The sequence below is a fragment of the Streptomyces sp. NPDC001137 genome (genome assembly GCF_040298885.1).
GTDB lineage: Bacteria > Actinomycetota > Actinomycetes > Streptomycetales > Streptomycetaceae > Streptomyces.
This window is the reverse complement of the sequence record NZ_JBEPBA010000048.1, coordinates 17,124-43,966: the sequence shown is the minus strand read 5'-3', so window position 1 is coordinate 43,966 and position 26,843 is coordinate 17,124. Positions and strand designations below refer to the sequence as shown.

The 26,843-nt window shown below is 71.5% G+C and carries 21 protein-coding genes and 1 rRNA gene; 17 read left to right on the top strand and 5 right to left on the bottom strand.

Going from position 1 to position 26,843, the window contains the following annotated elements; genetic code table 11:
- Together rrf and ABT254_RS45660 are read left to right on the top strand one after the other, a co-directional pair.
- Positions 1–92, top strand: a 5S ribosomal RNA gene (gene rrf / locus ABT254_RS45665); the annotation flags it as partial.
- Positions 93–1,251: 1,159 nt separating this feature from the next.
- The gene (locus ABT254_RS45660; protein ID WP_351483640.1) at positions 1,252–1,992 is read left to right on the top strand and encodes a hypothetical protein; all 741 of its coding nucleotides are present in this window, start codon (positions 1,252–1,254) and stop codon (positions 1,990–1,992) included.
- Positions 1,993–2,060: 68 nt separating this feature from the next.
- Here ABT254_RS45660 and ABT254_RS45655 read toward each other — a convergent pair whose 3' ends face one another.
- Positions 2,061–3,353 carry a DUF1015 domain-containing protein gene (locus ABT254_RS45655; protein WP_351483634.1) on the bottom strand — a complete coding sequence of 431 codons (1,293 nt, stop codon included), beginning with the start codon at positions 3,351–3,353 and terminating at the stop codon, positions 2,061–2,063.
- Positions 3,354–3,426: 73 nt separating this feature from the next.
- Here ABT254_RS45655 and ABT254_RS45650 point away from each other — a divergent pair, with 73 nt between their 5' ends.
- The 4 genes from ABT254_RS45650 (at position 3,427) to ABT254_RS45635 (ending at position 7,506) form a co-directional block, all read left to right on the top strand.
- Complete coding sequence (locus ABT254_RS45650) at positions 3,427–4,455, top strand: HAD hydrolase-like protein (RefSeq protein ID WP_351483633.1); 1,029 nt, start codon at positions 3,427–3,429, stop codon at positions 4,453–4,455.
- Between the two features lie 98 nt (positions 4,456–4,553).
- Positions 4,554–5,597 carry a FecCD family ABC transporter permease gene (locus tag ABT254_RS45645; RefSeq protein ID WP_351483632.1) on the top strand — a complete coding sequence of 348 codons (1,044 nt, stop codon included), beginning with the start codon at positions 4,554–4,556 and terminating at the stop codon, positions 5,595–5,597.
- Complete coding sequence (locus ABT254_RS45640) at positions 5,594–6,631, top strand: FecCD family ABC transporter permease (protein ID WP_351483631.1); 1,038 nt, start codon at positions 5,594–5,596, stop codon at positions 6,629–6,631. The genes ABT254_RS45645 and ABT254_RS45640 overlap by 4 nt, the downstream gene beginning before the upstream one ends.
- Positions 6,628–7,506: an ABC transporter ATP-binding protein gene (locus tag ABT254_RS45635; protein ID WP_450753397.1), complete on the top strand. Its 879-nt coding sequence runs from the start codon at positions 6,628–6,630 to the stop codon at positions 7,504–7,506. The genes ABT254_RS45640 and ABT254_RS45635 overlap by 4 nt, the downstream gene beginning before the upstream one ends.
- On the opposite strand, the gene ABT254_RS45630 is transcribed toward ABT254_RS45635, so the two are convergent.
- On the bottom strand, positions 7,490–7,837 hold the full coding sequence (locus ABT254_RS45630; RefSeq protein WP_351483630.1) for an SCP2 sterol-binding domain-containing protein: 348 nt from the start codon (positions 7,835–7,837) through the stop codon (positions 7,490–7,492). The two genes, ABT254_RS45635 and ABT254_RS45630, sit on opposite strands and share 17 nt — an antisense overlap.
- Before the next feature lie 42 nt (positions 7,838–7,879).
- Between ABT254_RS45630 and ABT254_RS45625 the strand changes: the two genes are divergently transcribed.
- The 5 genes from ABT254_RS45625 to ABT254_RS45605 all read left to right on the top strand — a co-directional run bounded on the left by ABT254_RS45625 (position 7,880) and on the right by ABT254_RS45605 (position 13,296).
- Positions 7,880–8,203, top strand: coding sequence for a hypothetical protein (locus tag ABT254_RS45625; protein WP_351483629.1), 324 nt, complete (start codon positions 7,880–7,882; stop codon positions 8,201–8,203).
- A gap of 7 nt (positions 8,204–8,210) precedes the next feature.
- Entirely contained in the window at positions 8,211–9,026 is an 816-nt protein-coding gene (locus tag ABT254_RS45620; RefSeq protein WP_351483628.1) for a TlyA family RNA methyltransferase, read from the top strand.
- Positions 9,023–9,928, top strand: a complete 906-nt coding sequence (locus ABT254_RS45615; protein WP_099927840.1) for an NAD kinase — start codon at positions 9,023–9,025, stop codon at positions 9,926–9,928. The genes ABT254_RS45620 and ABT254_RS45615 overlap by 4 nt, the downstream gene beginning before the upstream one ends.
- A 148-nt stretch (positions 9,929–10,076) precedes the next feature.
- Positions 10,077–11,795 carry a DNA repair protein RecN gene (gene recN / locus ABT254_RS45610; RefSeq protein WP_351483638.1) on the top strand — a complete coding sequence of 573 codons (1,719 nt, stop codon included), beginning with the start codon at positions 10,077–10,079 and terminating at the stop codon, positions 11,793–11,795.
- 364 nt (positions 11,796–12,159) lie between these two features.
- The gene (locus ABT254_RS45605; protein ID WP_351483627.1) at positions 12,160–13,296 is read left to right on the top strand and encodes a glycosyltransferase family 4 protein; all 1,137 of its coding nucleotides are present in this window, start codon (positions 12,160–12,162) and stop codon (positions 13,294–13,296) included.
- 10 nt (positions 13,297–13,306) lie between these two features.
- Here ABT254_RS45605 and ABT254_RS45600 read toward each other — a convergent pair whose 3' ends face one another.
- The 3 genes from ABT254_RS45600 to ABT254_RS45590 form a co-directional block, all read right to left on the bottom strand.
- On the bottom strand, positions 13,307–14,950 hold the full coding sequence (locus ABT254_RS45600; protein ID WP_351483626.1) for a PucR family transcriptional regulator: 1,644 nt from the start codon (positions 14,948–14,950) through the stop codon (positions 13,307–13,309).
- A gap of 150 nt (positions 14,951–15,100) precedes the next feature.
- Entirely contained in the window at positions 15,101–16,483 is a 1,383-nt protein-coding gene (locus ABT254_RS45595) for an FAD-binding oxidoreductase (RefSeq protein WP_351483625.1), read from the bottom strand.
- Between the two features lie 66 nt (positions 16,484–16,549).
- Positions 16,550–18,352, bottom strand: coding sequence for a glycoside hydrolase family 15 protein (locus tag ABT254_RS45590; RefSeq protein WP_351483637.1), 1,803 nt, complete (start codon positions 18,350–18,352; stop codon positions 16,550–16,552).
- Between the two features lie 469 nt (positions 18,353–18,821).
- Here ABT254_RS45590 and pyrG point away from each other — a divergent pair, with 469 nt between their 5' ends.
- The 6 genes from pyrG (at position 18,822) to ABT254_RS45560 (ending at position 26,837) form a co-directional block, all read left to right on the top strand.
- The gene (gene pyrG / locus ABT254_RS45585) at positions 18,822–20,471 is read left to right on the top strand and encodes a CTP synthase (protein WP_351483624.1); all 1,650 of its coding nucleotides are present in this window, start codon (positions 18,822–18,824) and stop codon (positions 20,469–20,471) included.
- Positions 20,472–20,566: 95 nt separating this feature from the next.
- Positions 20,567–21,193 carry an NUDIX domain-containing protein gene (locus ABT254_RS45580; RefSeq protein ID WP_351483623.1) on the top strand — a complete coding sequence of 209 codons (627 nt, stop codon included), beginning with the start codon at positions 20,567–20,569 and terminating at the stop codon, positions 21,191–21,193.
- A gap of 165 nt (positions 21,194–21,358) precedes the next feature.
- The gene (locus ABT254_RS45575; RefSeq protein WP_351483622.1) at positions 21,359–23,431 is read left to right on the top strand and encodes a tetratricopeptide repeat protein; all 2,073 of its coding nucleotides are present in this window, start codon (positions 21,359–21,361) and stop codon (positions 23,429–23,431) included.
- Positions 23,432–23,575: 144 nt separating this feature from the next.
- On the top strand, positions 23,576–24,691 hold the full coding sequence (gene ald / locus ABT254_RS45570) for an alanine dehydrogenase (RefSeq protein ID WP_351483636.1): 1,116 nt from the start codon (positions 23,576–23,578) through the stop codon (positions 24,689–24,691).
- Between the two features lie 404 nt (positions 24,692–25,095).
- Positions 25,096–26,271, top strand: a complete 1,176-nt coding sequence (locus tag ABT254_RS45565; RefSeq protein ID WP_351483621.1) for a ParA family protein — start codon at positions 25,096–25,098, stop codon at positions 26,269–26,271.
- A complete protein-coding gene (locus ABT254_RS45560) occupies positions 26,256–26,837 on the top strand; it encodes a hypothetical protein (protein WP_351483620.1) in 582 nt (193 codons plus the stop codon). The genes ABT254_RS45565 and ABT254_RS45560 overlap by 16 nt, the downstream gene beginning before the upstream one ends.
- The last annotated feature ends 6 nt before the right edge of the window (positions 26,838–26,843 follow it).

The window sequence follows — 26,843 nt, the reverse complement described above, 5'->3', positions numbered from 1 at the left end:
CGCCCGGTTACATTCCGAACCCGGAAGCTAAGCCTTACAGCGCCGATGGTACTGCAGGGGGGACCCTGTGGGAGAGTAGGACGCCGCCGAACAATCTTTGGAAGGACCCCTGGTCCCAGCGTTCAGCTGGGGCCAGGGGTCCTTTCGTTTTTACAATGCTTGCAGTACCGAAGACAGGAGTCACCCATGTCCACCAACTCTCCCGACGACCGACCGGAGCGCGACCAGCGGCGACGGGACAGTGGGGACCGCGGAGACCGTGGCGGTTACCGCGGTGGTTTCCGCCGTGACGACCGGCGCGATGACAACCGCGGAGGTTCCGACCGCGGTGGCTACGGTCGCCGCGACGACAACCGTGGTGGACAGGGCCGGCGTGACGACCGCCCGCGTGACGACCGCCGGGACGACCGCGGTGGCTTCCGTCGGGACGACAACCGCGGTGGCGGGTACGGCCGTCGGGACGACCGGCGCGAGGGTGACCGTGGCTCCCGTCCGGCCTTCCAGCGCGATGACCGCGACCGTGGGCCGCGCCGGGACGACCGGGACCGTGACCGTGGCTTCCGTCGGGACGACCGTGGAGACCGTGGGGACCGCCCCTCCTTCCGCCGTGACGACCGCCCGCGTGACGACCGCCGGGACGACCGCGGTGGCTTCCGTCGGGACGACAACCGCGGCGGTGGGTACGGCCGTCGGGACGACCGCCGGAGCGATGAGCGCGGTGACCGCGGCGGTTTCCGCAGGGATGATCGTCGGGACGACCGGCGTGACGACAACCGCGGTGGTTCCGACCGCGGCGGCTACGGTCGCCGCGACGACCGCAGGGACGACCGCAGGGACGACCGGGACCGCGGCTACCGCGGCGACGACCGGGACCGTGGCTTCCGGCGCGACGACCGTGGGGACCGCCCGTCCTTCCGCCGCGATGAGCGCGGAGACCGTGGAGAGCGCGGAGACCGCCCCTCGTTCCGCCGTGACGACCGTGGCGATCGCGGAGAGCGTCCGCCCTTCCGGCGTGACGACCGTGGCGAGCGCAGGGAAGGCGACCGCGGTGGCTTCCGGCGGGACGACAGCCGGGGCGGCGAGCGCGGCGGCTTCCGCGGCCGCGATGACCGTGGTGGACGCGGCGGCCCCCGCCGTGACGACCGTGGTGGCCGTCCCGGAGGCTTCCGCGGGCGTGACGACCGGCGCGGTGGTGGCAGCCGGTTCCGCGACGAGCGGGACCGTGACAGGGATCGCGAGCCGATCAAGCGGCTGCCCATCCCCGAGGACGTCACCGGCGATGAGATCGACAAGGACGTACGGCAGGAGCTGCTGAGCCTGCCGAAGACGCTCGCGGACGATGTCGCGAAGAACCTGGTGATGGTCGCCCGGCTCATCGACGAGGACCCCGAGCGCGCCTACGCCTACTCCAAGATCGCGCTGCGGCTGGCGTCGCGCGTCGCCGCCGTACGAGAGGCGGGCGGGTTCGCCGCGTACGCCAACCAGAAGTACGCGGAGGCGCTTGCCGAGTTCCGGGCCGCGCGGCGGATGACCGGCAGTGCTGAGCTGTGGCCCGTCATGGCCGACTGCGAGCGTGGGCTCGGGCGGCCGGAGAAGGCGCTGGACATGGCCGGGGCGCCCGAGGTGCAGAAGCTGGACAAGGCCGGGCAGGTCGAGATGCGGCTCGTCGCGGCCGGCGCCCGGCGTGACATGGGGCAGCTCGATGCGGCCATCGTGACGCTGCAGAGCCCCGAGCTGGCGTCCAGTTCCGTGCAGCCGTGGACCGCCCGGCTGCGGTACGCGTACGCGGACGCGCTGCTCGCCGCCGGTCGCGAGGGTGAGGCGCGGGAGTGGTTCGCCAAGGCCGTCGAGGCCGACAAGGACGGCAGCACGGACGCCTCGGACCGGCTCGCCGAGCTGGACGGTGTGGAGTTCGTCGACGCCTTCGACGAGAGCGACGAAGGTGACGAGGAAGAGGGCACGGAGACCGAGGCCGAGGACGGCAAGGACTGACTCTGTGAGGAAGGGCGGGACCGTGAGGTCCCGCCCTTTTGCATGCCCTTTTGCATAGGGGGAGGGGCTCAGAGGTCCAGGGCGCGCAGCACCAGACCCGATGCCGGCTTCGGGCCGAACGAGGTCGACTTGCGGGGCATCGTCACGCCCTGGCGGGCCAGGTCGCGGACGACCTCCTCGCGGACCGGGTGCATCAGCACGGCCGTACCGCCGTCGCGTTCCGCCTTTTCGACCGTGGCCGCCGTGTCGTGGATGTAGGCGACACGGGACGGGTCGTTCTCGGGGATGTGCCAGACCTGGTCGAGGAGCGTGGCGTGCAGGACCGTGGCGTCCAGGGTGCGCCAGGCTGCCGGGCGGTCGGCGGGGATCGTACGGGCCAGGAGGTCCGGGTCCGGGCGGTCGATCAGGTGGAAGGCGCCGTCGCCGGCGAGCAGGAAGGCGTTGCCGGCGCAGGCCGCGTCCGCGAGGGCGTCCAGGGCTTCCGGCAGGGGGCCGGGCAGGTGCCGTATGCGGAACAGGCCGTCCAGGGCGGCGAGTGCGTCGGCGACCGGCAGGCCGTGCAGGAGGCGGTGGATGGCGCGGACGCGCAGCGGGTAGCGGGCCGTGTCGACCAGGAGGACGAGGCCGTAGTCCCAGGGGCTCGGCGAGGTGTGCTCGGTGCGCAGTCGGCGATAGGTCGCCCAGCGGTGGTGGCCGTCGGCGATCAGGGCCTGTTGCTGGGACAGGTCGGACTGGACGCGGGCGAGGTCGTCCGGGTCGGTGATCGACCACAGGCGGTGGCTGAAGCCGTCCTCCGTGGTGGTGGCCAGGAGGGGCGGGTGGCCGGCGACCCGTTCCACGACCTCGATGGCCGAGGAGGTCGAACCGTTGCCGCGGTAGGTGAGAAGCAGGGGCTCGAGGTTCGCGGAGGTGGCGCGCATCAGGGCCGCGCGGTCGGCGACCACGTGCGGCATGACGTCCTCGTGCGGCAGGACCACGCCCTCCGACGGGTCCGTGACGCGCAGGGCGCCGATGATGCCGCGCTGGAGCATTCCGTCGCCGTCGCGCTGCTCGTAGACGTACAGGCCCGGTTCGGGGTCGGTGGTCAGGACGCCCTCGGAGAGCCAGTGGCGGAGGGTGTCGGCGGCCTGTTCGTTGCGGGCCGCGGGGGTGGTGGCCTGCGGGAGGATCAGGCGGACGATGTTGTGCGGGTCGGCGGACTGGAGGTGGTGCAGGCCGTCGGGGCGTACGACGACGTCGTACGGCGGGGACGTCACGGCGGCGAGGCTGCCGACCCGGTCGGGGTCGTAGCGAAGGCCTCGGAACGGGGTGAGTTCCAGGCCTCGGCGCGCCGTTGCTTCCGAGTGACCTGCTGTGTTCATCCCGGCATCGTACGTGTGTCAGTGGTGTGAGGGATGATCGGGGGAAAGGCCGTCGAACGAGGAGCGATGTGGAATGAGCCAGAGCGTCAGGACGAGGCCCGAGGGCAGTGGCCAGGCCCTGAGCGAGGCGTACGACACCGCGCTGCTCGACCTCGACGGTGTGGTGTACGCGGGGGGCAATGCCATTGCGTACGCGGTCGAGTCGCTGGGCACGGCTCGGGCGGGCGGGATGCATCTCGCGTACGTCACCAACAACGCACTGCGGACGCCGGACACGGTGGCGGACCATCTGACCGAGCTTGGGATACCGACCGGGGCCGATGACGTCATCACCTCCGCTCAGGCGGTCGCACGGCTGATCAGCGAGCAGGTGCCGGCCGGCGCGCGCGTGCTGGTCATCGGTGGCGAGGGGCTGCGGGTCGCGCTGCGGGAGCGTGGGCTCGTGCCCGTCGAGTCGGCGGAGGACGAACCGGCGGCGGTCGTGCAGGGGTACGGCGGGCCCGAGTTGCAGTGGGCGCGGTTCGCGGAGGCCTGCTACGCCATCGCGCGGGGGGTGCCCTGGTACGCGTCCAACACCGACCTGACGATCCCAAGTGCGCGCGGGATCGCACCGGGCAACGGCGCCGCGGTGGAGGTGGTGCGCATAGCGACCGGTGCCGAACCGCAGGTCGCGGGCAAGCCGTTGCCTCCCATGCATCGGGAGACGATCCTGCGGACGGGCGCGCGGCGGCCGTTGGTGGTCGGGGACCGGCTGGACACGGACATCGAGGGCGCGTTCAACGGTGAGGTCGACTCGCTGCTCGTGCTGACCGGTGTCACCGACGGCGCGCAGCTGCTGGCCGCGCCGCCGCAGCACCGGCCGACGTATGTCGACGCGGATCTGCGCGGGCTGCTCACGGGACAGCCGCAGGTCGTCGAGGCGGACGGCGGCTTCCGGTGCGGCGGATGGACGGCGACGGCCGGCGCGGACCGGCTCGAACTGGACGGTGACGGCGAGGCCTTGGACGGCCTGCGGGCCTTGTGCGCGGCGGCCTGGACGGCGGCCGGCGAGGGTGTGTGCGAGCTGGATGCGGGGAAGGCGCTGGCGCGGCTGGAGTTGTGAGGCGGCGCGCCGGGCGGTAGGCGGACGGGGCACTGAATCGCCCGGCCGTCGCGACCGGGGATCGGGGACTGATGCGAGGGTAGGCTAACCTAACTTGCGTGTTGGTCGACAGTCCTCCAGAACAGCGCGCGGCGACCGCCCCCGCGCCCCCGACCCGCCGGGCGATACGGGCCTTTGGGTTCGTTGCGTCCATTGCCCTCCTGGTGCTCGTCGCGCTGGCGAGCATCGCCATCGGTGCGAAAGAGCTGCCCCTGGAGCAGGTCTGGCACGGGCTGTTCCAGGACACGGGGACGTACGGCGACGTCGTGGTCGACGAGCGGCTGTCGCGGACGGTCCTCGGGCTGCTCGCCGGGGCGGCACTCGGCCTGTCCGGGGCAGTGCTGCAGGCGCTCACCCGCAATCCGCTGGCCGACCCCGGACTGCTCGGCATCAACGCGGGCGCGTCGGCCGCGGTCGTCACCGCCATGACGTACTTCGGTGTCACGAGCCTGGGCGGCTATGTCTGGTTCGCCTTTTTCGGGGCGGCAGCCGTGGGCGCGCTGGTCTGGTTCCTCGGCGGCAGCCGGGGTGCCACGCCGGTGCGGCTCGCGCTCGCCGGCACCGCCATCAGCGCCGCCCTGTACGGCTATCTGCAGGCCGTGATGATCATGGATGACGCGGCGCTGAACAAAATGCGCTTCTGGACGGTTGGTTCGCTCTCCTCGGCGACCAACTCGACCATTTTGCAGGTGCTGCCGTTCCTCGCGGCCGGCACGCTTCTCGCGCTCGGCCTCGCCCGGCCGCTCAACGCCGTGGCCATGGGTGACGACACCGCCAAGGCCCTCGGCGCCCATCTGAACCGGACGCGTGCGCTGTCCATGCTCGCCGCCGTCGTGCTGTGCGGCGCGGCGACCGCCGCCTGCGGGCCGATCGCGTTCGTGGGGCTGATGGTCCCGCATGTCGTACGGTCCTTCACCGGCCCCGATCTGCGCTGGATCCTGCCGTACGCCACGATCCTGTCGCCCGTGCTGCTGCTCGGTGCCGATGTCATCGGCCGGGTCGTCGCCCGTCCCTCGGAGCTCCAGGTCGGCATCATCACCGCGATCATCGGCGGGCCGGTCTTCATCCTTCTGGTACGACGACGGAGGACGGCGCAGCTGTGAAGAGCAACCGTGTGCTGAGGACGCCGGGCGGGCTCTCCGTGCGCCTGGACGTCCGGGCGGCCACCGTCGTCGCCCTGCTGCTGCTCGCCACGCTCGCCGCGAGCGTCCTGCTGATCGGCACCGGCGACTTCCCGATCTCGGCCGGCGATGTGCTGAGGACTCTGGCCGGGGGCGGCAACGCCGGGCAGGAGTTCATCGTCAATGAGCTGCGGCTGCCGCGTGTCCTGGTCGGGCTGCTGGTCGGGGCCTCGCTGGGGCTCGGTGGGGCGCTGTTCCAGGCCGTCACCCGCAATCCGCTGGGCAGTCCGGACGTGCTCGGCCTCGGGCAGGGGGCGACGGCCGGGGCGCTCGTGATGATCGTGCTGTTCTCCGGGAGCGCGGCGCAGGTCACCATGGGGGCACTCGTGGGCGGGCTTGCGACCGGGCTTGCCATCTATCTGCTCGCCTGGAAGCGGGGCGTGCACGGTTATCGACTGGTTCTGGTCGGTATCGGAGTGTCCGCGATCGTCACGGCGGTCAACGGCTATCTGCTCACGGTGTCCGACCTCGTCGACGCGGCCCGCGCGGTCGTCTGGATGACCGGATCCCTCAGCGGCCGGGACTGGGAGCAGGTCTGGCCGCTGCTCGGACTGTGTGCCGTACTCGTACCGCTGGTCCTCGCCAACGCGCGCGGGCTGCGGATGATGGAGATGGGCGACGACGTCTCGAACGCCCTCGGGGTGCGGGTGGAGCGCGTACGGGCGCTGCTGATGGTGGCCGCCGTGCTGCTCACCGCCACCGCCACCGCCGCCGCGGGACCCGTCAGCTTCGTGGCGCTCACCGCACCCCAGCTCGCCCGCCGTCTGACCCGCTCGCCCGGCCCCAACCTGCTGTCGTCCCTGTGCATGGGCGCCGCCCTGCTGGTCGGCGCCGACTGGATCTCGCAGCGGGCCTTCGGCGCCGACCAGCTGCCCGTGGGCGTGGTCACCGGCGTCCTCGGCGGTGTCTATCTGCTGTGGTTGCTGGTCACCGAGCGCAGGGCCGGCCGGATATGAGCGAGCCCGCGAAGCCGGACATGAGCGGCCCGAAGAACCCGTACATCCCAAGGAGCGCAGTGAACCGCCTGTCCGCCGAGAACGTCACCCTCGCCTACGACCAGCGGGTCATCGCCGAGCAGCTCTCGGTGGAGATCCCCGACCAATCCTTCACGGTGATCGTCGGCCCGAACGCGTGCGGCAAGTCCACGCTGCTGCGCGCCCTGTCGCGGATGCTGAAGCCGAGCCAGGGGCGGGTGCTGCTGGACGGGCAGGTCATCCAGTCGATGCCGGCGAAGAAGGTCGCGCGGACGCTCGGCCTGCTGCCCCAGTCGTCGATCGCGCCCGATGGCATCACCGTCGCCGACCTCGTCGGCCGTGGCCGGTATCCGCACCAGGGCCTCCTGCGCCAGTGGTCGGCCGAGGACGAGCGGGTCGTACGGGAAGCGATGGCGCAGACCGGGGTCGCCGAACTCGCAGATCGCTATGTCGACGAATTGTCCGGCGGGCAGCGGCAGCGCGTGTGGATCGCCATGGCGCTCGCCCAGCAGACCCCGCTGCTGCTGCTCGACGAACCGACGACCTATCTGGACATCCAGCACCAGATCGACGTCCTCGACCTCTGTGCCGAGCTGCACGAGGAACAGGGCCGTACGCTCGTCGCCGTACTGCACGACCTCAACCATGCCGCCCGGTACGCCACCCACCTGATCGCCCTGCGTGACGGGCAGGTCGTCGCCGAGGGCGCGCCCGGTGACATCGTCACGGCCGAACTGGTCGAGGAGGTCTTCGGGCTGCGCTGCCAGGTCGTCGACGACCCGGAGACGGGGACCCCGCTGGTGGTGCCCGCGGCGCGTAAGGCACGCGCGCGCGTAGCGGCTACAGAAGTTTCCTGAGCTGGAACAGGTCACGCAGGCCTGCCTCCAGCTTGACGCGGCCCGAGCCCCAGGCCTTGGCGAAGTTCAGCTCGCCGTCGACCATGGCCACCAGGTCGTCGCCCTTCATGGTCAGTCTGATCTCGGCCTTCTCCCGGGGTGGGCCCTGGATCGTGTCCTGCACCACGATCCGGCCGCCCGTCATCCTGCCGACGAACGTGATGTCGAGGTCGGTGATCCGGCAGCTCACCGAGCGGTCCAGGGACGCGGCCGTGCGGACGTCCCCCTCGGCGGTCTGCATGTTGTCCGAGAGCTTCTCGAGTGCGGCGCGGCACTCCTCGATCGTGGCCATCGCGATCGACGGTACCCCAGCGGTTCGGGGTAGCGTCTGGGCATGAGCGACTCTGTGCCCGACGCCACGGTGGGGGACGAAACGGTCGAAGTCGAACCCGAGCAGGAACCCGAGTACGACCCCGCCGCCCCCGCCCCGTTGAACGTGCCCCGCACCCCGACCGGCAACGCCGACGTGGACGCGCAGCTGGAGCGCCTCGGTGACGCCGACCACCTCGCCACCGACGGCCACCTCGAGGTGTACGAGGATGTACACCGGGGCTTGCGAGACGCGCTCACCGCGCTCGACGCCCGCCCTGGACCTCCGGCGCCTTCGCCGTCGTACGACACGAGGACGCCTTCACCCTCGTACGGCCATAGGAGCTGAACCGAACGTGGCAGGAGTCGCACGCCGCCGTCTGGACGCGGAGCTGGTCCGCCGGAAGCTGGCGCGCTCGCGTGAGCATGCCAGCCAGCTGATCGCCGCCGGGCGGGTCACCGTCGGCAAGACCGTCGCGACCAAGCCCGCCACGCAGGTGGAGACCGCGGCGGCGATCGTCGTCACGGCCGACGACAGCGATCCCGAGTACGTCTCCCGGGGCGGGCACAAGCTGGCGGGCGCGCTGCAGGTGTTCGTGCCGCAGGGGCTCGAGGTGAAAGGGCGGCGGGCGCTGGACGCCGGCGCCTCCACCGGCGGGTTCACCGATGTGCTGCTGCGCTCGGGGGCCGCGCACGTCGTCGCCGTGGACGTCGGATACGGACAACTTGCCTGGACTCTTCAGAGCGATGAACGCGTCACCGTCAAGGACCGTACGAACGTACGCGAGTTGACGCTTGAAGAGATCGATGGTGAGCCTGTGGATCTTGTCGTGGGGGATCTGTCCTTCATTCCGCTCGGGCTGGTCCTGCCCGCCCTGGTGCGGTGCGTGAAGCCGGACGCCGACCTGGTGATGATGGTCAAGCCGCAGTTCGAGGTGGGGAAGGAACGGCTGGGCAGTGGGGGAGTCGTACGGAGTGCGCAGCTGCGGGCGGAGGCCGTGCGGGGTGTGGCCCACAAGGCGTGGGAACTCGGGCTCGGGGTGATGGGTGTCACCGCCAGTCCGTTGCCCGGACCTTCCGGGAATGTCGAGTACTTTCTGTGGCTGCGGACCGGGGCACCCGAACTGGACCCGGCCGACGTTGACCGTGCAGTGGCGGAGGGGCCGCGTTGACCCAGAACCGAGCTCGTACTGTTTTCCTGCTGGCCCACACCGGGCGGCCCGCGGCCATTCGCAGCGCCGAACTCGTGGTCAAGGGGCTGCTGCGCGAGGGCATCGGCGTGCGCGTCCTGGAGTACGAGGCGGCCGATCTGCCGCTGCCCGAGGAGGTGCAGCTGGTCAAGGAGGCCACTCCGCAGTGCCTGGACGGGTGCGAGCTGCTGATCGTGCTCGGGGGTGACGGGACGCTGCTGCGGGGCGCCGAGTTCGCCCGGGCGTCCGGGGTGCCGATGCTCGGCGTCAACCTGGGGCGGGTCGGGTTCCTCGCGGAGGCCGAGCGGGACGATCTCGACAAGGTCGTCGACCGGGTGGTGACGAAGGCGTACGAGGTCGAGGAGCGGATGACCGTCGATGTCGTCGTTCACCAGAACGGGAACATCGTGCACACGGACTGGGCGCTGAACGAGGCGGCGGTGCAGAAGGCCGGCGCCGAGAAGCTGCTCGAGGTCGTGCTGGAGATCGACGGGCGGCCGGTCACGGGGTTTGGGTGTGACGGCATTGTGCTGTCGACGCCCACCGGTTCCACGGCTTATGCGTTCTCCGCGGGCGGGCCCGTGGTGTGGCCCGAAGTGGAAGCGCTGCTGATGGTGCCGATCAGTGCGCATGCGTTGTTCGCCAAGCCCTTGGTCACGTCGCCGGATTCGGTGCTGGCGGTCGAGGTGCTGCCTCATATTCCGCCGGGCGTGTTGTGGTGTGACGGGCGGCGGACGGTCGAGTTGCCACCAGGGGCCAGGGTTGAGGTGCGGCGGGGGGCTGTGCCGGTGCGGCTGGCTCGGCTGCACCATGCGTCCTTCACCGACCGGCTTGTGGCGAAGTTCGCGTTGCCGGTGTCCGGGTGGCGAGGGGCGCCGCACTAGCCGGCTGTGGCGGGTGTCCGACCTGCACTCGGCCGGGTGATAATGCGCAGCCGATGCGCATTCGTCACCTGCACCTTCACACAACCGGGACAGGGGGCGTCGCACTCCCTGCCCCGGACCTCGTAAGGTCGTGTCCGTGCTGGAAGAGATGCGGATACGGTCGCTCGGAGTCATCGACGATGCCGTCGTCGAGCTGTCGCCCGGGTTCACTGCCGTCACCGGTGAGACGGGTGCGGGCAAGACCATGGTGGTCACCAGCCTCGGGCTGTTGCTGGGCGGGCGGGCGGACCCCGCGCTCGTGCGGATCGGGGCCGAGAAGGCGGTCGTGGAGGGGCGGATCGCCGTGCCCCCGGGCGCCTCTGCCGTCGTACGCGCCGAGGAGGCCGGGGCCGAGCTCGACGACGGGGCGCTGCTGATCAGCCGTACCGTTTCCGCCGAAGGGCGGTCGCGGGCGCATGTGGGCGGGCGCAGTGTGCCGGTGGGGCTGCTCGCCGACCTCGCCGACGATCTCGTGGCCGTGCACGGGCAGACCGACCAGCAGGGGCTGCTGAAGCTGTCCCGGCAGCGGCAGGCGCTGGACCGGTACGCCGGGGACGCCGTCGCGGGGCCGCTCGCCAAGTACGGCGAGGCGTACCGGCGGCTGCGGGCCGTCTCCGTGGAGCTGGAAGAGATCACCACGCGCGCGCGTGAGCGGGCCCAGGAAGCCGACATGCTGCGGTACGGGCTCGACGAGATCGCGGGTGTGGAGCCGCGGGCCGGCGAGGACGTGGAGCTGGCGGAGGAGGCCGAGCGGCTCGGGCACGCGGAGGCCCTGTCGTCCGCCGCCACGGCCGCTCATGCCGCCCTGGCCGGCAATCCGGAGGATCCCGAGGGCATCGACGCCGCCACGCTCGTCGCGGGGGCTCAGCGGGCCCTGGACGCCGTGCGGGCGCACGATCCGGCGCTGTCCGCGCTGGCCGACCGGATCGGGGAGATCGGGATCCTGCTGGGCGATGTCGCCGGGGAGCTGGCGGGGTACGCCGACGATCTTGACGCGGATCCCCTGCGGCTGGCGGCCGTCGAGGAACGGCGGGCGGCGCTCACCGGTCTGACCCGGAAGTACGGCGAGGACATCAACTCCGTGCTCGCCTGGGCCGAGCAGAGTGCCGCGCGGCTGACCGAGCTGGACGGCGACGACGAGCGGATCGGCGAGCTGACCGCCGAGCGGGACGCGCTGCGGACCGAACTGGGCGGCCTTGCCCAGGCGTTGACGGATGCGCGGACGGAGGCGGCGGAGCGGTTCGCGGCCGCCGTGACGGCGGAGCTCGCCTCGCTCGCGATGCCGCACGCGCGCGTGTCGTTCGACATCCGGCAGACCGAGGACCCCGAGGGCGTGGAGGTCGGCGGGCGCGCCGTCGCCTACGGGCCGTCCGGCGTCGACGAGGTCGAGCTGCTGCTGGCCCCGCACCCGGGAGCGCCGCCCCGGCCCATCGCCAAGGGCGCGTCCGGCGGTGAGCTGTCGCGTGTGATGCTCGCCGTGGAGGTCGTCTTCGCGGGGACGGATCCCGTGCCGACGTATCTCTTCGACGAGGTCGACGCCGGTGTCGGCGGCAAGGCGGCGGTGGAGATCGGGCGGCGGCTGGCCAAGCTGGCGAAGACCGCGCAGGTCGTGGTCGTGACCCACCTTCCGCAGGTGGCCGCCTTCGCCGACCGGCAATTGCTGGTCGAGAAGACCAACGACGGGTCCGTGACACGGTCCGGGGTGAAGGTGCTCGAAGGCGAGGAGCGGGTGCGGGAGCTGTCCCGGATGCTCGCCGGCCAGGAGGACTCCGAGACCGCTCGGGCGCATGCGGAGGAGCTGCTCGCGACGGCCCGGGCGGACGTCTAGGAGCCCCAGGGCCGCCGGAACTGCCGTACTGCCCGACGAACTCGGCGAGTGCTCGATGCTCGGCGACACAGGGGCGCAAGCGGTGGGCGCGGCTCTGGAGGCTGCCGTCGCCGCCAGGTGGGGGAGGAACCGCGCGGTCACGGGGCGGGGGCCGGGTGCCCCTCTCTCACTCGTGCGAGTGACCAATCCCACCGCCCCACAGGCCCCGTGCGGCACCCTCGTCACCTTCTCGTTGTCGGAACACCCGTACGTCCTGGCATCCTTGGCGCAGTACGTGGAGGAAACCGCGCGGTACACCCCCTCCGCTCCATCCTTCTGTACTTTCTTCGTGACCGCCCGACGCCGAACCAGGAGCCCCGGCCACGTGAGCCCCGCGAGCAGCCACTCTCCGCACGGTCAGTCGTCGCTGCGTACCGTGCAGGTGCTGGGCGGCGGCAGCGCCGGCAGCAGCGCGCACGTGCGTTCGCTGGCGGCGGGGCTCGTCGCGCGGGGCGTGCGGGTCACCGTGTGCGCGCCTGTCGAGGCCGATCGCGCCTACGACTTCACGGGGACCGGCGCCGAACACGTGCACGTACCGCGCAGCAGCGACCCGGGAGCCGTGACCGCGCTGCGGGAGGCGTGCAAGGACGCCGACCTGGTGCACGCGCACGGGCTGCACGCCTCCTTCCGGGCCGCGCTGGCCCTCAGCGGCCGGCGCACCCCGCTCGTGGTCACCTGGCACAACCGCGCGCACGCCGAAGGGGCCCGCGCCCATCTGCTGCGTCTCCTGGAGCGGCGGGTCGTGAAGGCCGCCACCGTGGTGCTCGGCACCTCCTCGGACCTCGTGGACCGGGCCCGCCGGACCGGGGCGCGGGACGCGCGGCTGGCCGCCGTGGCACTGCCCGGGCCGCCGCCGGGCGCGGAGCCGGAGGACCCCGACCGCCCGAGCCCCAAGATCCGGGCCGAACTGGGCGCCACCGGGCGCCCGTTGCTGATGGCCGTCGGCTCCCTCGACCGGCACCGCGGTTACGACACCCTGCTGGACGCCACACGCGCGTGGCGGCGGCTGGACCCCTTGCCGCTCGTCGTGATCGCGGGGGAGGGGCCGCTGCGGACCGTGCTGCAGCGCCGCATCGAGGACGAAGGGCTGCCCGTCCGGCTCATCGGGCGGCGCGACGACGTGCGGGCGCTGCTCTCCGCCGCCGATCTCGCACTGCTGCCCAGCAGCTGGGAATCGCGTTCCGTGCTCGCCCAGGAGGCGCTCCACGCGCGCGTGCCGCTCGTCGCGACCCGTGTCGGCGGCATCCCCGAACTCGTCGGCGACGCGGCCGAACTCGTCCCGTACGGGGACGCGGAGGCCCTCGCCGACGCCGTCACCGGGCTCCTCGGCGACCCGGAGCGCCGTGAGCTGCTCAAGGAGAAGGGCAGCCGGCAGGCCGCCACCTGGCCGACCGAGGACGAGACCGTCGCCCAAGTGCTCAGCGTCTACGACGAGTTGACCCAGCACCGGCCGCTCGCCTGAGGGACTGGCCCTACGGGGTGTGCCGACGGGCTCGCAGGGCCAGGCTCAACGCCAGTACGGTCTGCGGGTCGTCGAGGTCCGTGCCGAGCAACTCGCCGATCCGGGCCAGGCGGTTGTAGAGGGTCTGCCGGTTGAGGTGGAGTTCACGGGCCGTCTCCGCCTTGCGGCCCGCGTGCGCCAGATACGTCTCCAGGGTGGGCAGCAGGGGCGGCTTGGAGCGGTTGTCGTGGTCGCGGAGCGGGCCGATGGCACGGTCCACGAAGGCCGCCAGGTCCGGGTGGTCGCGCAGCCGCCACAGCAGCAGGTCGATGTCGAGGCGGCGGGCGTCGTACCAGGGGCGGTCCGAGAGGCCCTGCGCCGCCGTCGCCGTCTCGGCCGCGTGCCTGAGGCCCGCCGACGCCGCCGCCCAGCCGCCCGCCACGCCGACGACCACCACCGGCGGCTGCGCCCCCGGCCGCTGCATCCCGGCCCGCTCCACGCCCGCGCGCAGCGCCGCCGCGACCCGGTCCGCGACCGCCGGCCGCTCCGACTCCGCACGCAGGCCCAGCAGCAACGGCACCCGGCCCTCGACAGGCCGTACGCCCAACAGGACCGGAACCCCCACCGAGGCCAGCTCCTCGGCGACCGCTCGTGCCAGCACCGCCCAGCCCCCGCCCGGCGACAGCGTGTCCCCCAGCCGCATCACGACCGGCAGCAGCGGGCTGTTGCCGGGCTTGAAGCCCAGCACGCGCGCCTGCGCGGGCGCGTCCTCCGCGGCGATACGGCCCTCGGCGAGATCGGTGAGGAAGTCCCCGCGGCCGCGCGCCGCCAGTTCCTCCTCCTGCCGGGCCTGCATCAGGACGACGGCCAGGATGCCGGCCGCCCGCTCGGCCGCGATGCGGTGCACGGGGGCCAGCGGGGCCCGTACGGGGAGGAGGACCAGGCGGGCCCGAACCGACCCTGTTCCCGGGCCGCCTCCGGGCACGTCCACGAGGACCGACCCCGACGGCGGCGGGGCGTCCTTGTGGTGGCCGCGCAGCCCCTCCCACACCTGGAGCGGGTCCGCGCCCTCGGGGCCGGCCCCGGCGGCGTACAGCAGCTGTCCGTCCGTCGTCTCCAGGAAGACCGGGTTGCCGCTGAAGTCGGCCAGGATGCCCAGCACCTGGGGCACCCCGCCGCCGCCCAGCAGGGCCTCGGTGCAGCGGCGGTGCACCTCCTCGGCCCGCTGCAGCAGTGCGTAGTGGCCGTTGACGATCTCGGTGTGGATCTCCTCCGTGACCGTCACGAAGGGCACTTCGCGGTGCAGCTGGACCAGCGGCAGCCCGGCCGCGCGCGCGGTGTCGACGAGCGCGGCGGGCAGGCGGGCGAAGCGCGGGCCGAGTTCCACGACGAGGGCCGCGATGCCGCGCTCGGCCAGGGTGCGCACGAACGCCCGCTGCTCGGCCGGCCGGGTGCCGAGGCCGTAGCCGGTGGTCAGCAGCAGCTCGCCGCCCTTCAGCAGCGAGGCGATGTGCGGGACCTCGCCCGCGTGCACCCAGCGCACGGTGCGCTGCAGCCGGTCGGCGCCCGCGAGGACCTCCGGAAGCCCGCTGCGCAGACCCGGCAGCTCCAGCGCCCGCTGTACGGTGATCCCGGCCCCGTGCGTGTCGAATCTGCTGCTCGTACTGCTGTCCATGAGCCGGACGCTACCCGCGCGTGCGCCTCCGGGACATCTCCGGGCGGTCGGGGTTCCCCTGCGAGCCGCGCTGATCGCGCACGCCGACCGAGAAGACACGCCGTACGCCGGTTACGCCCGCCGCCTGGCCGGTGTTCCCGCTGGAGGTGCTCAGGCCGGCCTGATGTTGTGGTTGAAGCGGAAGACGTTGTCCGGGTCGTAGCGCCGCTTCAGCGCCGCCAGCAGGGCCGTGTTCTCCGCGCCCAGACCGGCCACCACCCGCTCGGGGCCCTCGTCGCCGATGAAGTTGAGGTAGACCGCGCCGGTGCTCCACGGCCGGACGTCGGCGCGCACGTCCCGCACCCACTGCAGGCACCGCTCGTCGTCCGCCGGGTCCGTCCAGATGCCGAAGGGGTGCACCGCCCACGGCGCGTCCCGATAGGGCACGGGGTACTCGTGCGGACCGTCCGCGATCGCGCCGCCCTGCGGAAGCAGCACGTACTGGACGCCCGTCGGTACGGGTATCGCCTCGCTGCGGGCGCAGTAGACGTCCACGAGGTCGTCGGGCAGGCCCGTCAGGTACTCCGCCGACCAGTAGTTCCGCAGCCCGGGCGGATCGTCGAGCAGGCACTGCACCTCGGCGTACGGCATCGCACCGACGACCTCGGCCTCGTGCGGCAGCGCCAGCAGCGGCTCGGCCAGCTTGCGCAGGTCCTCCTCGCCACCCGCGTACGTCACCAGCGCGCCGCACATCAGATGGCCGACCAGCTGGGGCGGCACGAAGTCGGCCGGCGGGCCGGTGACGTGGACGACCATCCCGGACGCCTCGACCGGGGCGGCCGTGATGATCTCGCGGTAGGTGCGCACCACCTCGCGGCCGAAGGCCGGCAGGTACATCACGAACGCGATGGAGAACGCGGGCAGTTCGTGCAGCTTCAGGGTCAGCGCGGTGACGACGCCGAAGTTGCCGCCCCCGCCGTGCAGGCCCCAGAACAGCTCCGGGTTCTCGTCGGCGTTGGCGTGCACCCGCTCGGCGTCGGCGGTGACCAGCTCGACGCCGAGCAGATTGTCGACGGCCAGTCCGCACCAGCGGTCCAGCCAGCCGGTGCCGCCCCCGAGGACGAAGCCGCCCACGCCGGTGGTGGAGGCCCTGCCGCCGGTGGTCGCCAGGCCGTAGGTCTCGGTCGCGCGGTCCAGGTCGCTCATGGTGGCGCCGCCCGCGATCCGTACCGCCTCGGCCGCTGGGTCGACGGTGACGGCGCGCATGTGCCGCAGGTCGACGACCAGCCCGCCGTCGTTCACCGCCATGCCCGCCACGCTGTGCCCGCCGCCGCGCACGGCGATCTTCAGATCCAGCTCCCGGCCGAAGCGCACGGCCCGCACGACGTCGTCCGCGTCCACGCACTGCGCGATCACTGCCGGCCGCCGGTCGATCATCGCGTTGAAGACCGCCCGGGCCTCGTCGTAGCCGACATCCCCCGGGGCGAACACATCGCCGACCAGATCCTCACGCAGCGCGGCGAGGGCCGCGCCCGCCTTCGATGGGGAAGCCATGGGGCGCCCCCTTCCGTACAGGGGCTGTTGGTTCCAGCGTAGGCGGGCCCGGCTCGACGGTCCTGTTCAGCCGCCGTACGCCCCCGAGGCCGTCAGACGCAGTGCCGTGTCGATGAGCGGGACGTGGCTGAAGGCCTGCGGGAAGTTGCCGACCTGGCGCTGGAGGCGCGGGTCCCACTCCTCGGCGAGCAGACCGAGGTCGTTGCGGAGCGCGAGCAGCTTCTCGAACAGCTTGCGGGCCTCGTCCACGCGGCCGATCATCGCCAGGTCGTCCGCCATCCAGAACGAGCAGGCCAGGAACGCCCCTTCGTCGCCGGGCAGGCCGTCGACACCCTCGCTGGAACCCTCCGTCGGGTAGCGCAGGATGAAGCCGTCCGGTGTGGACAGCTCGCGCTGGATCGCCTCGATGGTGCCGATGACGCGCTTGTCGTCGGGCGGCAGGAAGCCCATCTGCGGGATGAGCAGCAGCGAGGCGTCCAGCTCCTTCGAGCCGTACGACTGGGTGAAGGTGTTGCGCTCCTTGTCGTAGCCCTTCTCGCACACGTCCCGGTGGATGTCGTCGCGCAGCTCGCGCCAGCGCTCCAGCGGGCCGTCCGCGTCGCCGGACTCGATGAGCTTGATGGTGCGGTCGACGGCGACCCAGGCCATGACCTTGGAGTGCACGAAGTGGCGGCGCGGGCCGCGCACCTCCCAGATGCCCTCGTCCGGCTCGTCCCAGTGCTGCTCCAGGTAGCGGATCAGCTTGAGCTGGAGCAGCGAGGCGTAGTCGCTGCGGGCCAGGCCGGTCATGTGGCCGAGGTGCAGGGCCTCGGTGACCTCGCCGTAGACGTCCAGCTGGAGCTGGTGTGCGGCGCCGTTGCCGACGCGCACCGGCGCCGAGTTCTCGTAACCCGGCAGCCAGTCCAGCTCCGCCTCGCCGAGCTCGCGCTCGCCCGCGATGCCGTACATGATCTGCAGGTTCTCGGGGTCGCCGGCGACGGCCCGCAGCAGCCACTCGCGCCAGGCGCGGGCCTCCTCGCGGTAACCGGTGCGCAGCAGCGAGGACAGGGTGATGGCCGCGTCACGGAGCCAGGTGTAGCGGTAGTCCCAGTTGCGGACGCCGCCGATGTCCTCGGGCAGGGAGGTCGTGGGCGCCGCGACGATGCCACCCGTGGGGGCGTACGTGAGGGCCTTGAGCGTGATGAGCGAGCGGATCACGGCCTCGCGGTACGGGCCGTGGTACGTGCAGTGCTCCACCCACTCGCGCCAGAACTCCTCGGTCGCCTCCAGGGAGGCCTCCGGCTCCGGCAGTGGCGGGGGCTCCTTGTGCGAGGGCTGCCAGGAGATGGTGAAGGCGATGCGGTCACCGGGAGCGACCGTGAAGTCCGAGTACGTGGTCAGCGACTTGCCGTAGGTCTCGCACTCGGTGTCATACCAGACCGAGTCCGGGCCGGCCACGGCGACCGTGCGGCCGTCGTGCTTGTGCACCCACGGCACGACCCGGCCGTACGAGAAACGCATCCTGAGGGCCGAGCGCATCGGAACGCGGCCGGAGACGCCCTCGACGATGCGGATCAGCTGGGGGGCGCCGTCACGCGGGGGCATGAAATCGGTCACTCGGACCGTGCCGCGCGGGGTGTCCCATTCGGATTCCAGGATCAGGGAGTCGCCGCGGTAGCTGCGCCGGGCCGCCGTCGGGGGCTGCGCCTCGGACGCGTGGGCGGGGCCGAGGCGCCAGAAGCCGTGTTCCTCGGTGCCCAGCAGGCCGGCGAAGATGGCATGCGAGTCGAAGCGGGGCAGGCACAGCCAGTCCACCGTGCCGTCCCGGCAGACCAGGGCTGCGGTCTGCATGTCTCCGATGAGTGCGTAGTCTTCGATGCGCCCGGCCACGTGCAACTCCAGTCGAACGGCCACGTCACCCCCGTGGAAGTAGGGGGCTGTCGCTTATTGCGGTCAAGGGGTCGTTGTAATGCGTCGTTGAGCGGTGAAGCAAAGCAGTCGTCCTGGCCGTGTGGCAAAACGACAATTGATGCTCAACGAACTGACGAGCTCTCGTTGTTCCGGTCATCACGTGCGGGGGTGGTGACGTGTACCCGGCCGGGCTCGGCAGCGAGTGTCCGAGCAGGATACGACGCACGTAGATGATCTGCGTGCCGCTCCGGGCAACCCGAATAGGCCGAACGGGTGAGCAACGGGTGAGAAACGCGAAGGACAGTGCGGGTCTGTGGTGACTCGTGTGCGGTGCGTGGCCGGAAGCCATCTCCTCCGGGCGCTGATACCCTGGTAGCCCGTGGACCGGTGGGCGAGAAATCCCCGGAACCGCACCTCGAACCGCGACCACGGGAGCCCCCTCTTGGCCATGCCGCCGAAATCTACGACGACCAAGCACATCTTCGTCACCGGGGGTGTCGCCTCCTCGCTGGGCAAGGGCCTCACGGCCTCCAGCCTGGGCATGCTCCTCAAGGCGCGGGGCCTGCGGGTCGTGATGCAGAAGCTGGACCCGTACCTGAACGTCGACCCGGGCACGATGAACCCCTTCCAGCACGGTGAGGTGTTCGTCACCAACGACGGCGCCGAGACGGACCTGGACATCGGCCACTACGAGCGCTTCCTCGACCGTGACCTGGACGGCTCGGCGAACGTCACCACCGGCCAGGTGTACTCGACGGTGATCGCCAAGGAGCGGCGCGGCGAGTACCTCGGCGACACCGTGCAGGTCATCCCGCACATCACCAACGAGATCAAGCACCGCATCCGGCGCATGGCGACCGACGAGGTCGACGTCGTCATCACGGAGGTCGGCGGCACGGTCGGCGACATCGAGTCGCTGCCCTTCCTGGAGACGGTCCGCCAGGTCCGCCACGAGGTCGGGCGTGACAACGTCTTCGTCGTCCACATCTCCCTCCTGCCCTACATCGGCCCGTCGGGAGAACTGAAGACGAAGCCGACCCAGCACTCGGTTGCGGCCCTGCGGAACATCGGTATTCAGCCAGATGCGATCGTGCTGCGCTGCGACCGCGAGGTCCCCACCGCGATCAAGCGCAAGATCTCCCTGATGTGCGACGTCGACGAGGCCGCCGTGGTCGCCTGCCCCGACGCCCGCTCGATCTACGACATCCCCAAGACCGTGCACGGCGAGGGCCTGGACGCCTACGTCGTCCGCAAGCTGGACCTGCCGTTCCGCGATGTGGACTGGCGGACCTGGGACGACCTGCTCGACCGCGTCCACAACCCCGACCACGAGATCACCCTCGCGCTGGTCGGCAAGTACATCGACCTGCCCGACGCCTATCTCTCGGTCACCGAGGCGCTGCGCGCCGGCGGCTTCGCCAACCGGGCCCGAGTGAAGATCAAGTGGGTCACCTCCGACGACTGCAAGACCCCGGCCGGCGCCGCGGCTCAGCTCGCCGACGTCGACGGCATCTGCATCCCCGGCGGCTTCGGCGACCGCGGTGTGCTCGGCAAGGTCGGCGCGATCAAGTACGCCCGCGAGAACAAGATCCCGCTGCTCGGCCTCTGCCTGGGCCTGCAGTGCATCGTGATCGAGGCCGCGCGCAACCTGGCCGGCATCACCGACGCCAACTCCACCGAGTTCGACTCCGCCACCGGCCACCCGGTCATCTCCACCATGGCCGAGCAGCTGGACATCGTCGCCGGCGAGGGCGACATGGGCGGCACGATGCGGCTGGGCATGTACCCGGCGAAGCTGGCCGAGGGCTCGATCGTGCGCGAGGTCTACGACGGCAAGGAGTACGTCGAGGAGCGCCACCGGCACCGCTACGAGGTGAACAACGCCTACCGCGCGGAGCTGGAGAAGAAGGCCGGCATCCTGTTCTCCGGCACTTCGCCCGACGGCAAGCTGGTGGAGTACGTCGAGTACCCGCGCGAGACGCACCCTTACCTGGTGGCGACCCAGGCGCACCCCGAGCTGCGCTCCCGCCCGACCCGGCCGCACCCGCTGTTCGCGGGTCTGGTGAAGGCCTCGGTCGAGCGGAAGAATTCCAAGTAGCACACCAGTTGTACGGTGGCCGGGGCGCTCGCATTCAAAAGGTGAGCGCCCCGTTTCACTCGGCGTGTGCGGCGAAAGCGTGCGGAAGGACAGGCATGACGATCAAGGACACCCCCGAGGAGTGGGAGATCCGGGCGACGGAGACCCCCTTCGTGGGCAACAAGACCTCTGTGCGCACGGATGACGTGGTCATGCCCGACGGACATGTGGCCCGCCGCGACTACCAGGTCCACCCCGGTTCGGTCGCGGTCCTCGCCCTCGACGACGACGGCCGGGTCCTGCTGGTGCGCCAGTACCGCCACCCCGTGCGCCACAAGCTCTGGGAGATCCCGGCCGGTCTGCTCGACGTGCCCGGCGAGAACCCGCTGCACGCCGCTCAGCGCGAGCTCTACGAGGAGGCGCACGTCAAGGCAGAGGACTGGCGTGTGCTGACCGACGTCTACACCACCCCCGGCGGCTGCGACGAGGCCGTACGCCTCTTCCTCGCCCGCGACCTGTCCGAGGCCGAGGGCGACCGCTTCGAGGTCGAGCACGAAGAGGCCGACATGGAGATCGCCCGGGTGCCCCTGGAGGACCTCGTACGAGGCGTCCTCGCGGGCGAGCTGCACAACAACTGCCTTGTCGTGGGCGTCCTTTCGCTGATCGCCGCGCGGCAGGGGGACGGGCTCGACGCACTGCGCCCGGCCGAGGCGCCATGGCCCGCTCGTCCCTTCGAGTCCTGAACGCCGCTTCCCCGTCCGTGCCGGTGTGACGATCTGCTGATCCGATCGGGGGATGCGCCCGCCGTGCTCCGCCGGGATCGTTGCAGAGCGTGAACTAGGCTCTGTTGATGCCCGGTACCGGAGTCCCGGCGGGCTTGCGCGTGCGGTGGGACGGGAGTGTGGCCCGTGACGGATCAGACGGTCAACACAGACGGTGTACGGCTGTCGGGGCACGCTGCTGACGAGAGCCGGTTCCTGGGCCGTACAAGGGAGTTGAAGGAACTCCGCGCCGACATCGAGCGCGCGGGCCTGGACACCCTCTCCGGCCGCAAGGCACCCCGCGCGCGCGTACTGCTCATCGCGGGCAGGCCCGGTTCCGGACGCACCGCCCTCGCCGAGGAGCTCGTACGGCAGGTTGCGGACCGTTACGACGACGGGGTGCTCCGGGCCCGGCTGAGCGAGCCCGACGGCACGCCCGTCCCCCTCGCGCAGACCGCCCGGGAACTGCTCGCCGCGCTGAGGCTGCCCACTCCCGCCGGAGCCGCCGCGGACGACCTGGCCGAGGCGCTGCGCACCGCCCTCGCCGACCGCCGGGCCCTGGTGCTGCTCGACGACGCGCCGGACGCCGAGCAGGTCGACGCCCTGCTGCCGGACACGCCGGACTGCCTGGTCGTGGCCGTGTCGGGCGGTCCCCTCACCGGTATCTCCGACGTCCGCCCCTGCACTCTCGGCGGCCTCGACACCAAGTCCGCCCTGGAGCTGCTCACCCGGTACACCGGCTCGGTCCGCATCACCGTCGACCCCCGTGCCGCCGAGGGCCTGGTCGAGGAGTGCCAGGGCCACCCCGCCGCGCTGACGCTGGCGGGCGGCTGGCTCGCCGCCCGCCCCAAGGCGGCCGTCGCCGACCTGGCCAAGCATCTGCACACGGAGGGTGAGGGCACACCCCTCAGCCGGGTCTTCGGGCTGGTCTACACCTCACTGCCCGCCCCGTCCGCCCGGATGCTGCGCCTGCTCTCCCTCGCCCCCGCCGGACTGGTCGACCCGCACACCGCGGCCGCGCTCGCCGGCTGCTCGGTCGGCGACGCCCACGCCGCGCTGGACGAGTTCGTCGCCCTCGGTCTGCTGCGCGCCGCGGACTCGCCGTTGCCGCAGTACGAGGTGCCGGGCTGTCTGCACCCCCTGCTGAAGACGCTCACCCAGAGCCAGGACCGCCCCGGGGAGGTGCAGCTGGCCCGCGCCCGCATGCTGGAGCGGACGGTACGGCTGCTGCAGTCCTGCCGGGTGATCACCGAGACGGACAGCCCCGAGGCGCGCGAGAAGCTCCAGGGCATGCCCCGCTCCCTGCGTTTCCCGAGCCCCCGGGCCGCCGAGGAGTGGCTGCGTCTGCGCAGGCCCGCGCTGCTGGCCGCGGCCCGGCTTGCCGTCGCGGACGGGGAGCTGGACACCCTCGCCCGCCGGCTGATGTCCCAGCTGGTCAAGGCCATGGTCGCGCACTTCGGGACCCGGGCCGCCGCCCCCGACCTGTACGGCATCCACCGGCTCGTCCTGGACGTGGCCGAGCGGCGGGACCTGCCCCGCGAGAAGGCCGCCGCACTGCTCAACCTCGGCGACCTGGACGCCCAGACGGGCCGCACGACGGAGGCGCTGGCCCGCTACCGGGCCGCGCTGGACGCCGGACGGGAGGCGAACGACCCGTATGCGAGCGGCCGCGCAATGGAATCCGTAGGCGGTGCCCATCTGGAGCTCGGGGACTACGACCGGGCCGCCGACTGGTTCGGCCGCGCCCTCGCCGAGCGCCTGGCCCGGGACGAGCGTGCGGCCGCCGCCCGGCTCTACGGCCGTATCGCCGCGGCCCACACCTATGCGGGCCGCTACGGCGAGGCCCAGCGCGGCTGGCGCACCGCGATCGCCCGGCACCGCAAGAACGGCGACATCGCCTCCCACGCACGGGCGTTGAGCGAGCTCGCGCGGGTCCAGGAGTACGCGGGACGGCCCGAGGAATCGCTGCGCACCTGCCATGAGGCGGTGGAGTGGGCCCGGCGCGCGGAGGACGTACGGCTGCAGGCGGCGCTGCAGCTGCGGCTCGCCGACACGCTGGAACGCCTGGGCGATCCCGCATCCGCTCAGCTGCACCGGGGCACGGCCGAGCGGCTGCTGGGACAGGAGCACGAGGGCGGTGCGCAGGAGCCGAAACCCCTTGATCCCTTGAAACAGGACGATGACACCTGCGAAATCCGTAGTACATCCGACGAAGATTGATGCAATGAAAGGCTAGACAGAGAGAACGCCTTCATTAGACTGGCTCTGCCGCACCTTCTCCTGCGGTGTCTCCCGGTGTGCTCATGCATGCCTGGGTATGTGTTGTATTGCCCCACATCCACTGAGCCAAGGACCGTGATCGACGTGAAGGTCGGCATCCCCCGCGAGGTCAAGAACAACGAGTTCCGGGTGGCCATCACCCCCGCCGGTGTGCACGAGCTCGTGCGCCACGGCCACCAGGTCGTCATCGAGCACGACGCCGGTGTCGGATCGTCGATCCCGGACAGCGAGTACGTTGCCGCCGGTGCGCAGATCCTGCCGACCGCCGACGAGGTGTGGGCCACCGCCGACCTGCTGCTGAAGGTCAAGGAGCCCGTCGCCGAGGAGTACCACCGCCTGCGCAAGGATCAGACGCTCTTCACCTACCTGCACCTGGCCGCCTCCAAGGAGTGCACCGACGCGCTCATCGAGTCCGGCACCACGGCGATCGCCTACGAGACGGTCGAGCTGCCGGGCCGCGCGCTGCCGCTGCTCGCCCCCATGTCCGAGGTCGCGGGCCGGCTGGCCCCGCAGGTCGGCGCCTACCACCTGATGCGCTCGGCCGGCGGCCGTGGCGTGCTCCCCGGCGGCGTCCCCGGCACCCAGCCCGCGAAGGCCGTCGTCATCGGCGGTGGCGTCTCCGGCTGGAACGCGACGCAGATCGCGGTCGGCCTGGGCTTCCATGTCACGCTGCTCGACCGCGACATCAACAAGCTGCGCGAGGCGGACAAGGTCTTCGGCACCAAGGTCCGGGCGATCATGTCCAACTCCTTCGAGCTGGAGAAGGCCGTCCTGGACGCCGACCTCGTCGTCGGCGCGGTCCTCATCCCCGGCGCCAAGGCCCCCAAGCTGGTCACCAACGAGCTCGTCTCCCGCATGAAGCCCGGCAGTGTCCTCGTCGACATCGCGATCGACCAGGGCGGCTGCTTCGAGGACTCCCGCCCGACCACGCACGCCGAGCCGACCTTCCAGGTGCACAACTCGGTCTTCTACTGCGTCGCCAACATGCCGGGCGCGGTGCCCAACACCTCCACCTACGCGCTCACCAACGCGACCCTGCCCTACATCGTCGAACTCGCCGACCACGGCTGGGTGGAGGCGCTGCGCCGCGACCCGGCGCTCGCCAAGGGGCTCAACACCCATGACGGCAAGGTCGTTTACCGCGAGGTCGCGGAGGCGCACGGACTGGAGCACGTGGAGCTCGAGAGCCTGCTCGGCTGACCTGCCCGGCGGGCGGAGAGTCGTCGAGCCGGTAAGTCACCATTCGGCCGACTGTTAAGTCACCATTGGGTAAAAGGCGATACGTCAACACAGGTCGTCAACAGCGCACATCCGGCCGGACCTTGCCCGACAAGGTCCGGCCGGATGTGTGTATGGTCACTTTGCGGCTCTAGGTCAACTCGCCTCGAACGTAACCCTTCGACCGATTCGCACACCCGCGAAACCTGCCGTGCGACGGCCGTACGCCCTTGACAGAGGGATGTTTCATTGCCGACACATCCTGCCGGGTCCGGCGGATTGTGTTGCTGCGGACGCCCGACACGCCATAGAGTCGCCAACCGTCGGCATGGTGCCACGCTGACCTGTCTAGAAGTTTCCTGGTCACCAAGGAGGTAAGACGACTTGTGAATGAGTCGACATTTTCTCCCGGGGGTGGTCAACCAGGAGCGCCTGTACGGGACCAGGGTCCCGCGGGGTTCGAGGCTGTCGGCTCCGTAGCTGTGCGCACCTTCGCAGCCCACCAGAGTCCGGATCCGCAGGTGATCCGGACTGCACACCAGAGCATGGATGGCCATCACGTGAACGCCATGGCCGGCGACGGAAGTGGCGCGCCCCACAACCACTTCGCCGACTACGACGAACTGCCCGAAGGGCACTTCTACGACCCCGACGCGGAGTACGAGCCCGACCCGGAGTACGCGGCCACGCTCGCGCCCGACGCTGCCCGCCAGCGCCGTGAGCGCATCGGCCCGACCGGGCGTCCGCTCCCGTACTTCCCCATCCCGGGCCCGCTGACCGACCACGGGCCCGCGAAGATCATCGCGATGTGCAACCAGAAGGGCGGCGTCGGCAAGACGACGTCGACCATCAACCTGGGTGCCGCGCTCGCGGAGTACGGACGCCGCGTGCTGCTCGTTGACTTCGACCCGCAGGGCGCGCTGTCGGTGGGCCTCGGCGTCAATCCGATGGAGCTCGACCTCACCGTCTACAACCTGCTCATGGAGCGGGGCATGGCGGCCGACGAGGTGCTCCTGAAGACGGCGGTCCCGAACATGGACCTGCTGCCCAGCAACATCGACCTGTCCGCCGCCGAGGTGCAGCTGGTCTCGGAGGTCGCGCGCGAGTCCACGCTCCAGCGGGCCCTGAAGCCGCTGATGGCCGACTACGACTACATCGTGATCGACTGTCAGCCCTCACTGGGCCTTCTGACGGTGAACGCGCTGACTGCCGCGCACAAGGTGATCGTGCCGCTCGAGTGCGAGTTCTTCGCGCTGCGCGGTGTCGCGCTGCTGACGGAGACGATCGAGAAGGTCCAGGAGCGGCTCAACCCCGAGCTGGAGCTCGACGGGATCCTGGCCACGATGTACGACTCGCGCACGGTCCACAGCCGCGAGGTGCTGGCCCGTGTGGTCGAGGCCTTCGACGATCACGTCTACCACACCGTCATCGGACGCACGGTCCGCTTCCCGGAGACCACGGTCGCCGGTGAGCCGATCACCACGTACGCCTCCAACTCCGTCGGTGCCGCCGCCTACCGTCAGCTCGCCAGGGAGGTGCTCGCCCGGTGTCACGCCGAGTGAGTCTGCCGGGGGCCGACGAACTCTTCCGTACGACAGGGGGAATGGCGCTCCAGCCGTCGACTCCGCGGCGGGGGGCCAACGGCGAAGCCCGTGTGCCCGCGCCCGCGGGGGAGAGCGACCCGGCCGCGGCCGTGTCGCCGGAGGACGCACCGCAGTCGGTGCCCGCGCAGGGCGGAGACGGCGAGGGACCCGAGCATGTGGCGGCGGAGCCGGAGCCGGCCGATGCCGGTGAGTCCCGCAGCCGTGCCGCGGGCCAGGAGCGCTCCGGGCGACGTCAGGGGGCGCAGGAAGGTTCTGCCGCCGCCGGCGCCCAGTCCCGTAAGCGCGGCCGGTCGTCGGCCTCGCGCCGGCCCAGTGGCCGCGAGCGGCACGACGAGAAGATCACCGTGTACGTGTCTGCCGAGGAGCTCATGGACCTGGAGCACGCCCGCCTGGTGCTCCGCGGTGAGCACGGCCTTGCGGTCGACCGCGGGCGGATCGTCCGCGAGGCGGTCGCCGTGGTGCTGGCCGACCTCGAGTCCCGCGGGGACGCGAGCATCCTCGTACGCCGACTGCGCGGGCGGTAGCGGTAG

Bases quoted from the DNA above. Each gene is read 5' to 3' on its own strand.
- ABT254_RS45655 (WP_351483634.1), bottom strand. From the start codon at position 3,353: ATGAACACAGCAGGTCACTCGGAAGCAACGGCGCGCCGAGGCCTGGAA.
- ABT254_RS45650 (WP_351483633.1), top strand. From the start codon at position 3,427: ATGAGCCAGAGCGTCAGGACGAGGCCCGAGGGCAGTGGCCAGGCCCTG.
- ABT254_RS45635 (WP_450753397.1), top strand. From the start codon at position 6,628: ATGAGCGAGCCCGCGAAGCCGGACATGAGCGGCCCGAAGAACCCGTAC.
- ABT254_RS45630 (WP_351483630.1), bottom strand. From the start codon at position 7,837: ATGGCCACGATCGAGGAGTGCCGCGCCGCACTCGAGAAGCTCTCGGAC.
- ABT254_RS45625 (WP_351483629.1), top strand. From the start codon at position 7,880: ATGAGCGACTCTGTGCCCGACGCCACGGTGGGGGACGAAACGGTCGAA.
- recN (WP_351483638.1), top strand. From the start codon at position 10,077: ATGCGGATACGGTCGCTCGGAGTCATCGACGATGCCGTCGTCGAGCTG.
- ABT254_RS45600 (WP_351483626.1), bottom strand. From the start codon at position 14,950: ATGGACAGCAGTACGAGCAGCAGATTCGACACGCACGGGGCCGGGATC.
- ABT254_RS45595 (WP_351483625.1), bottom strand. From the start codon at position 16,483: ATGGCTTCCCCATCGAAGGCGGGCGCGGCCCTCGCCGCGCTGCGTGAG.
- pyrG (WP_351483624.1), top strand. From the start codon at position 18,822: ATGCCGCCGAAATCTACGACGACCAAGCACATCTTCGTCACCGGGGGT.
- ABT254_RS45580 (WP_351483623.1), top strand. From the start codon at position 20,567: ATGACGATCAAGGACACCCCCGAGGAGTGGGAGATCCGGGCGACGGAG.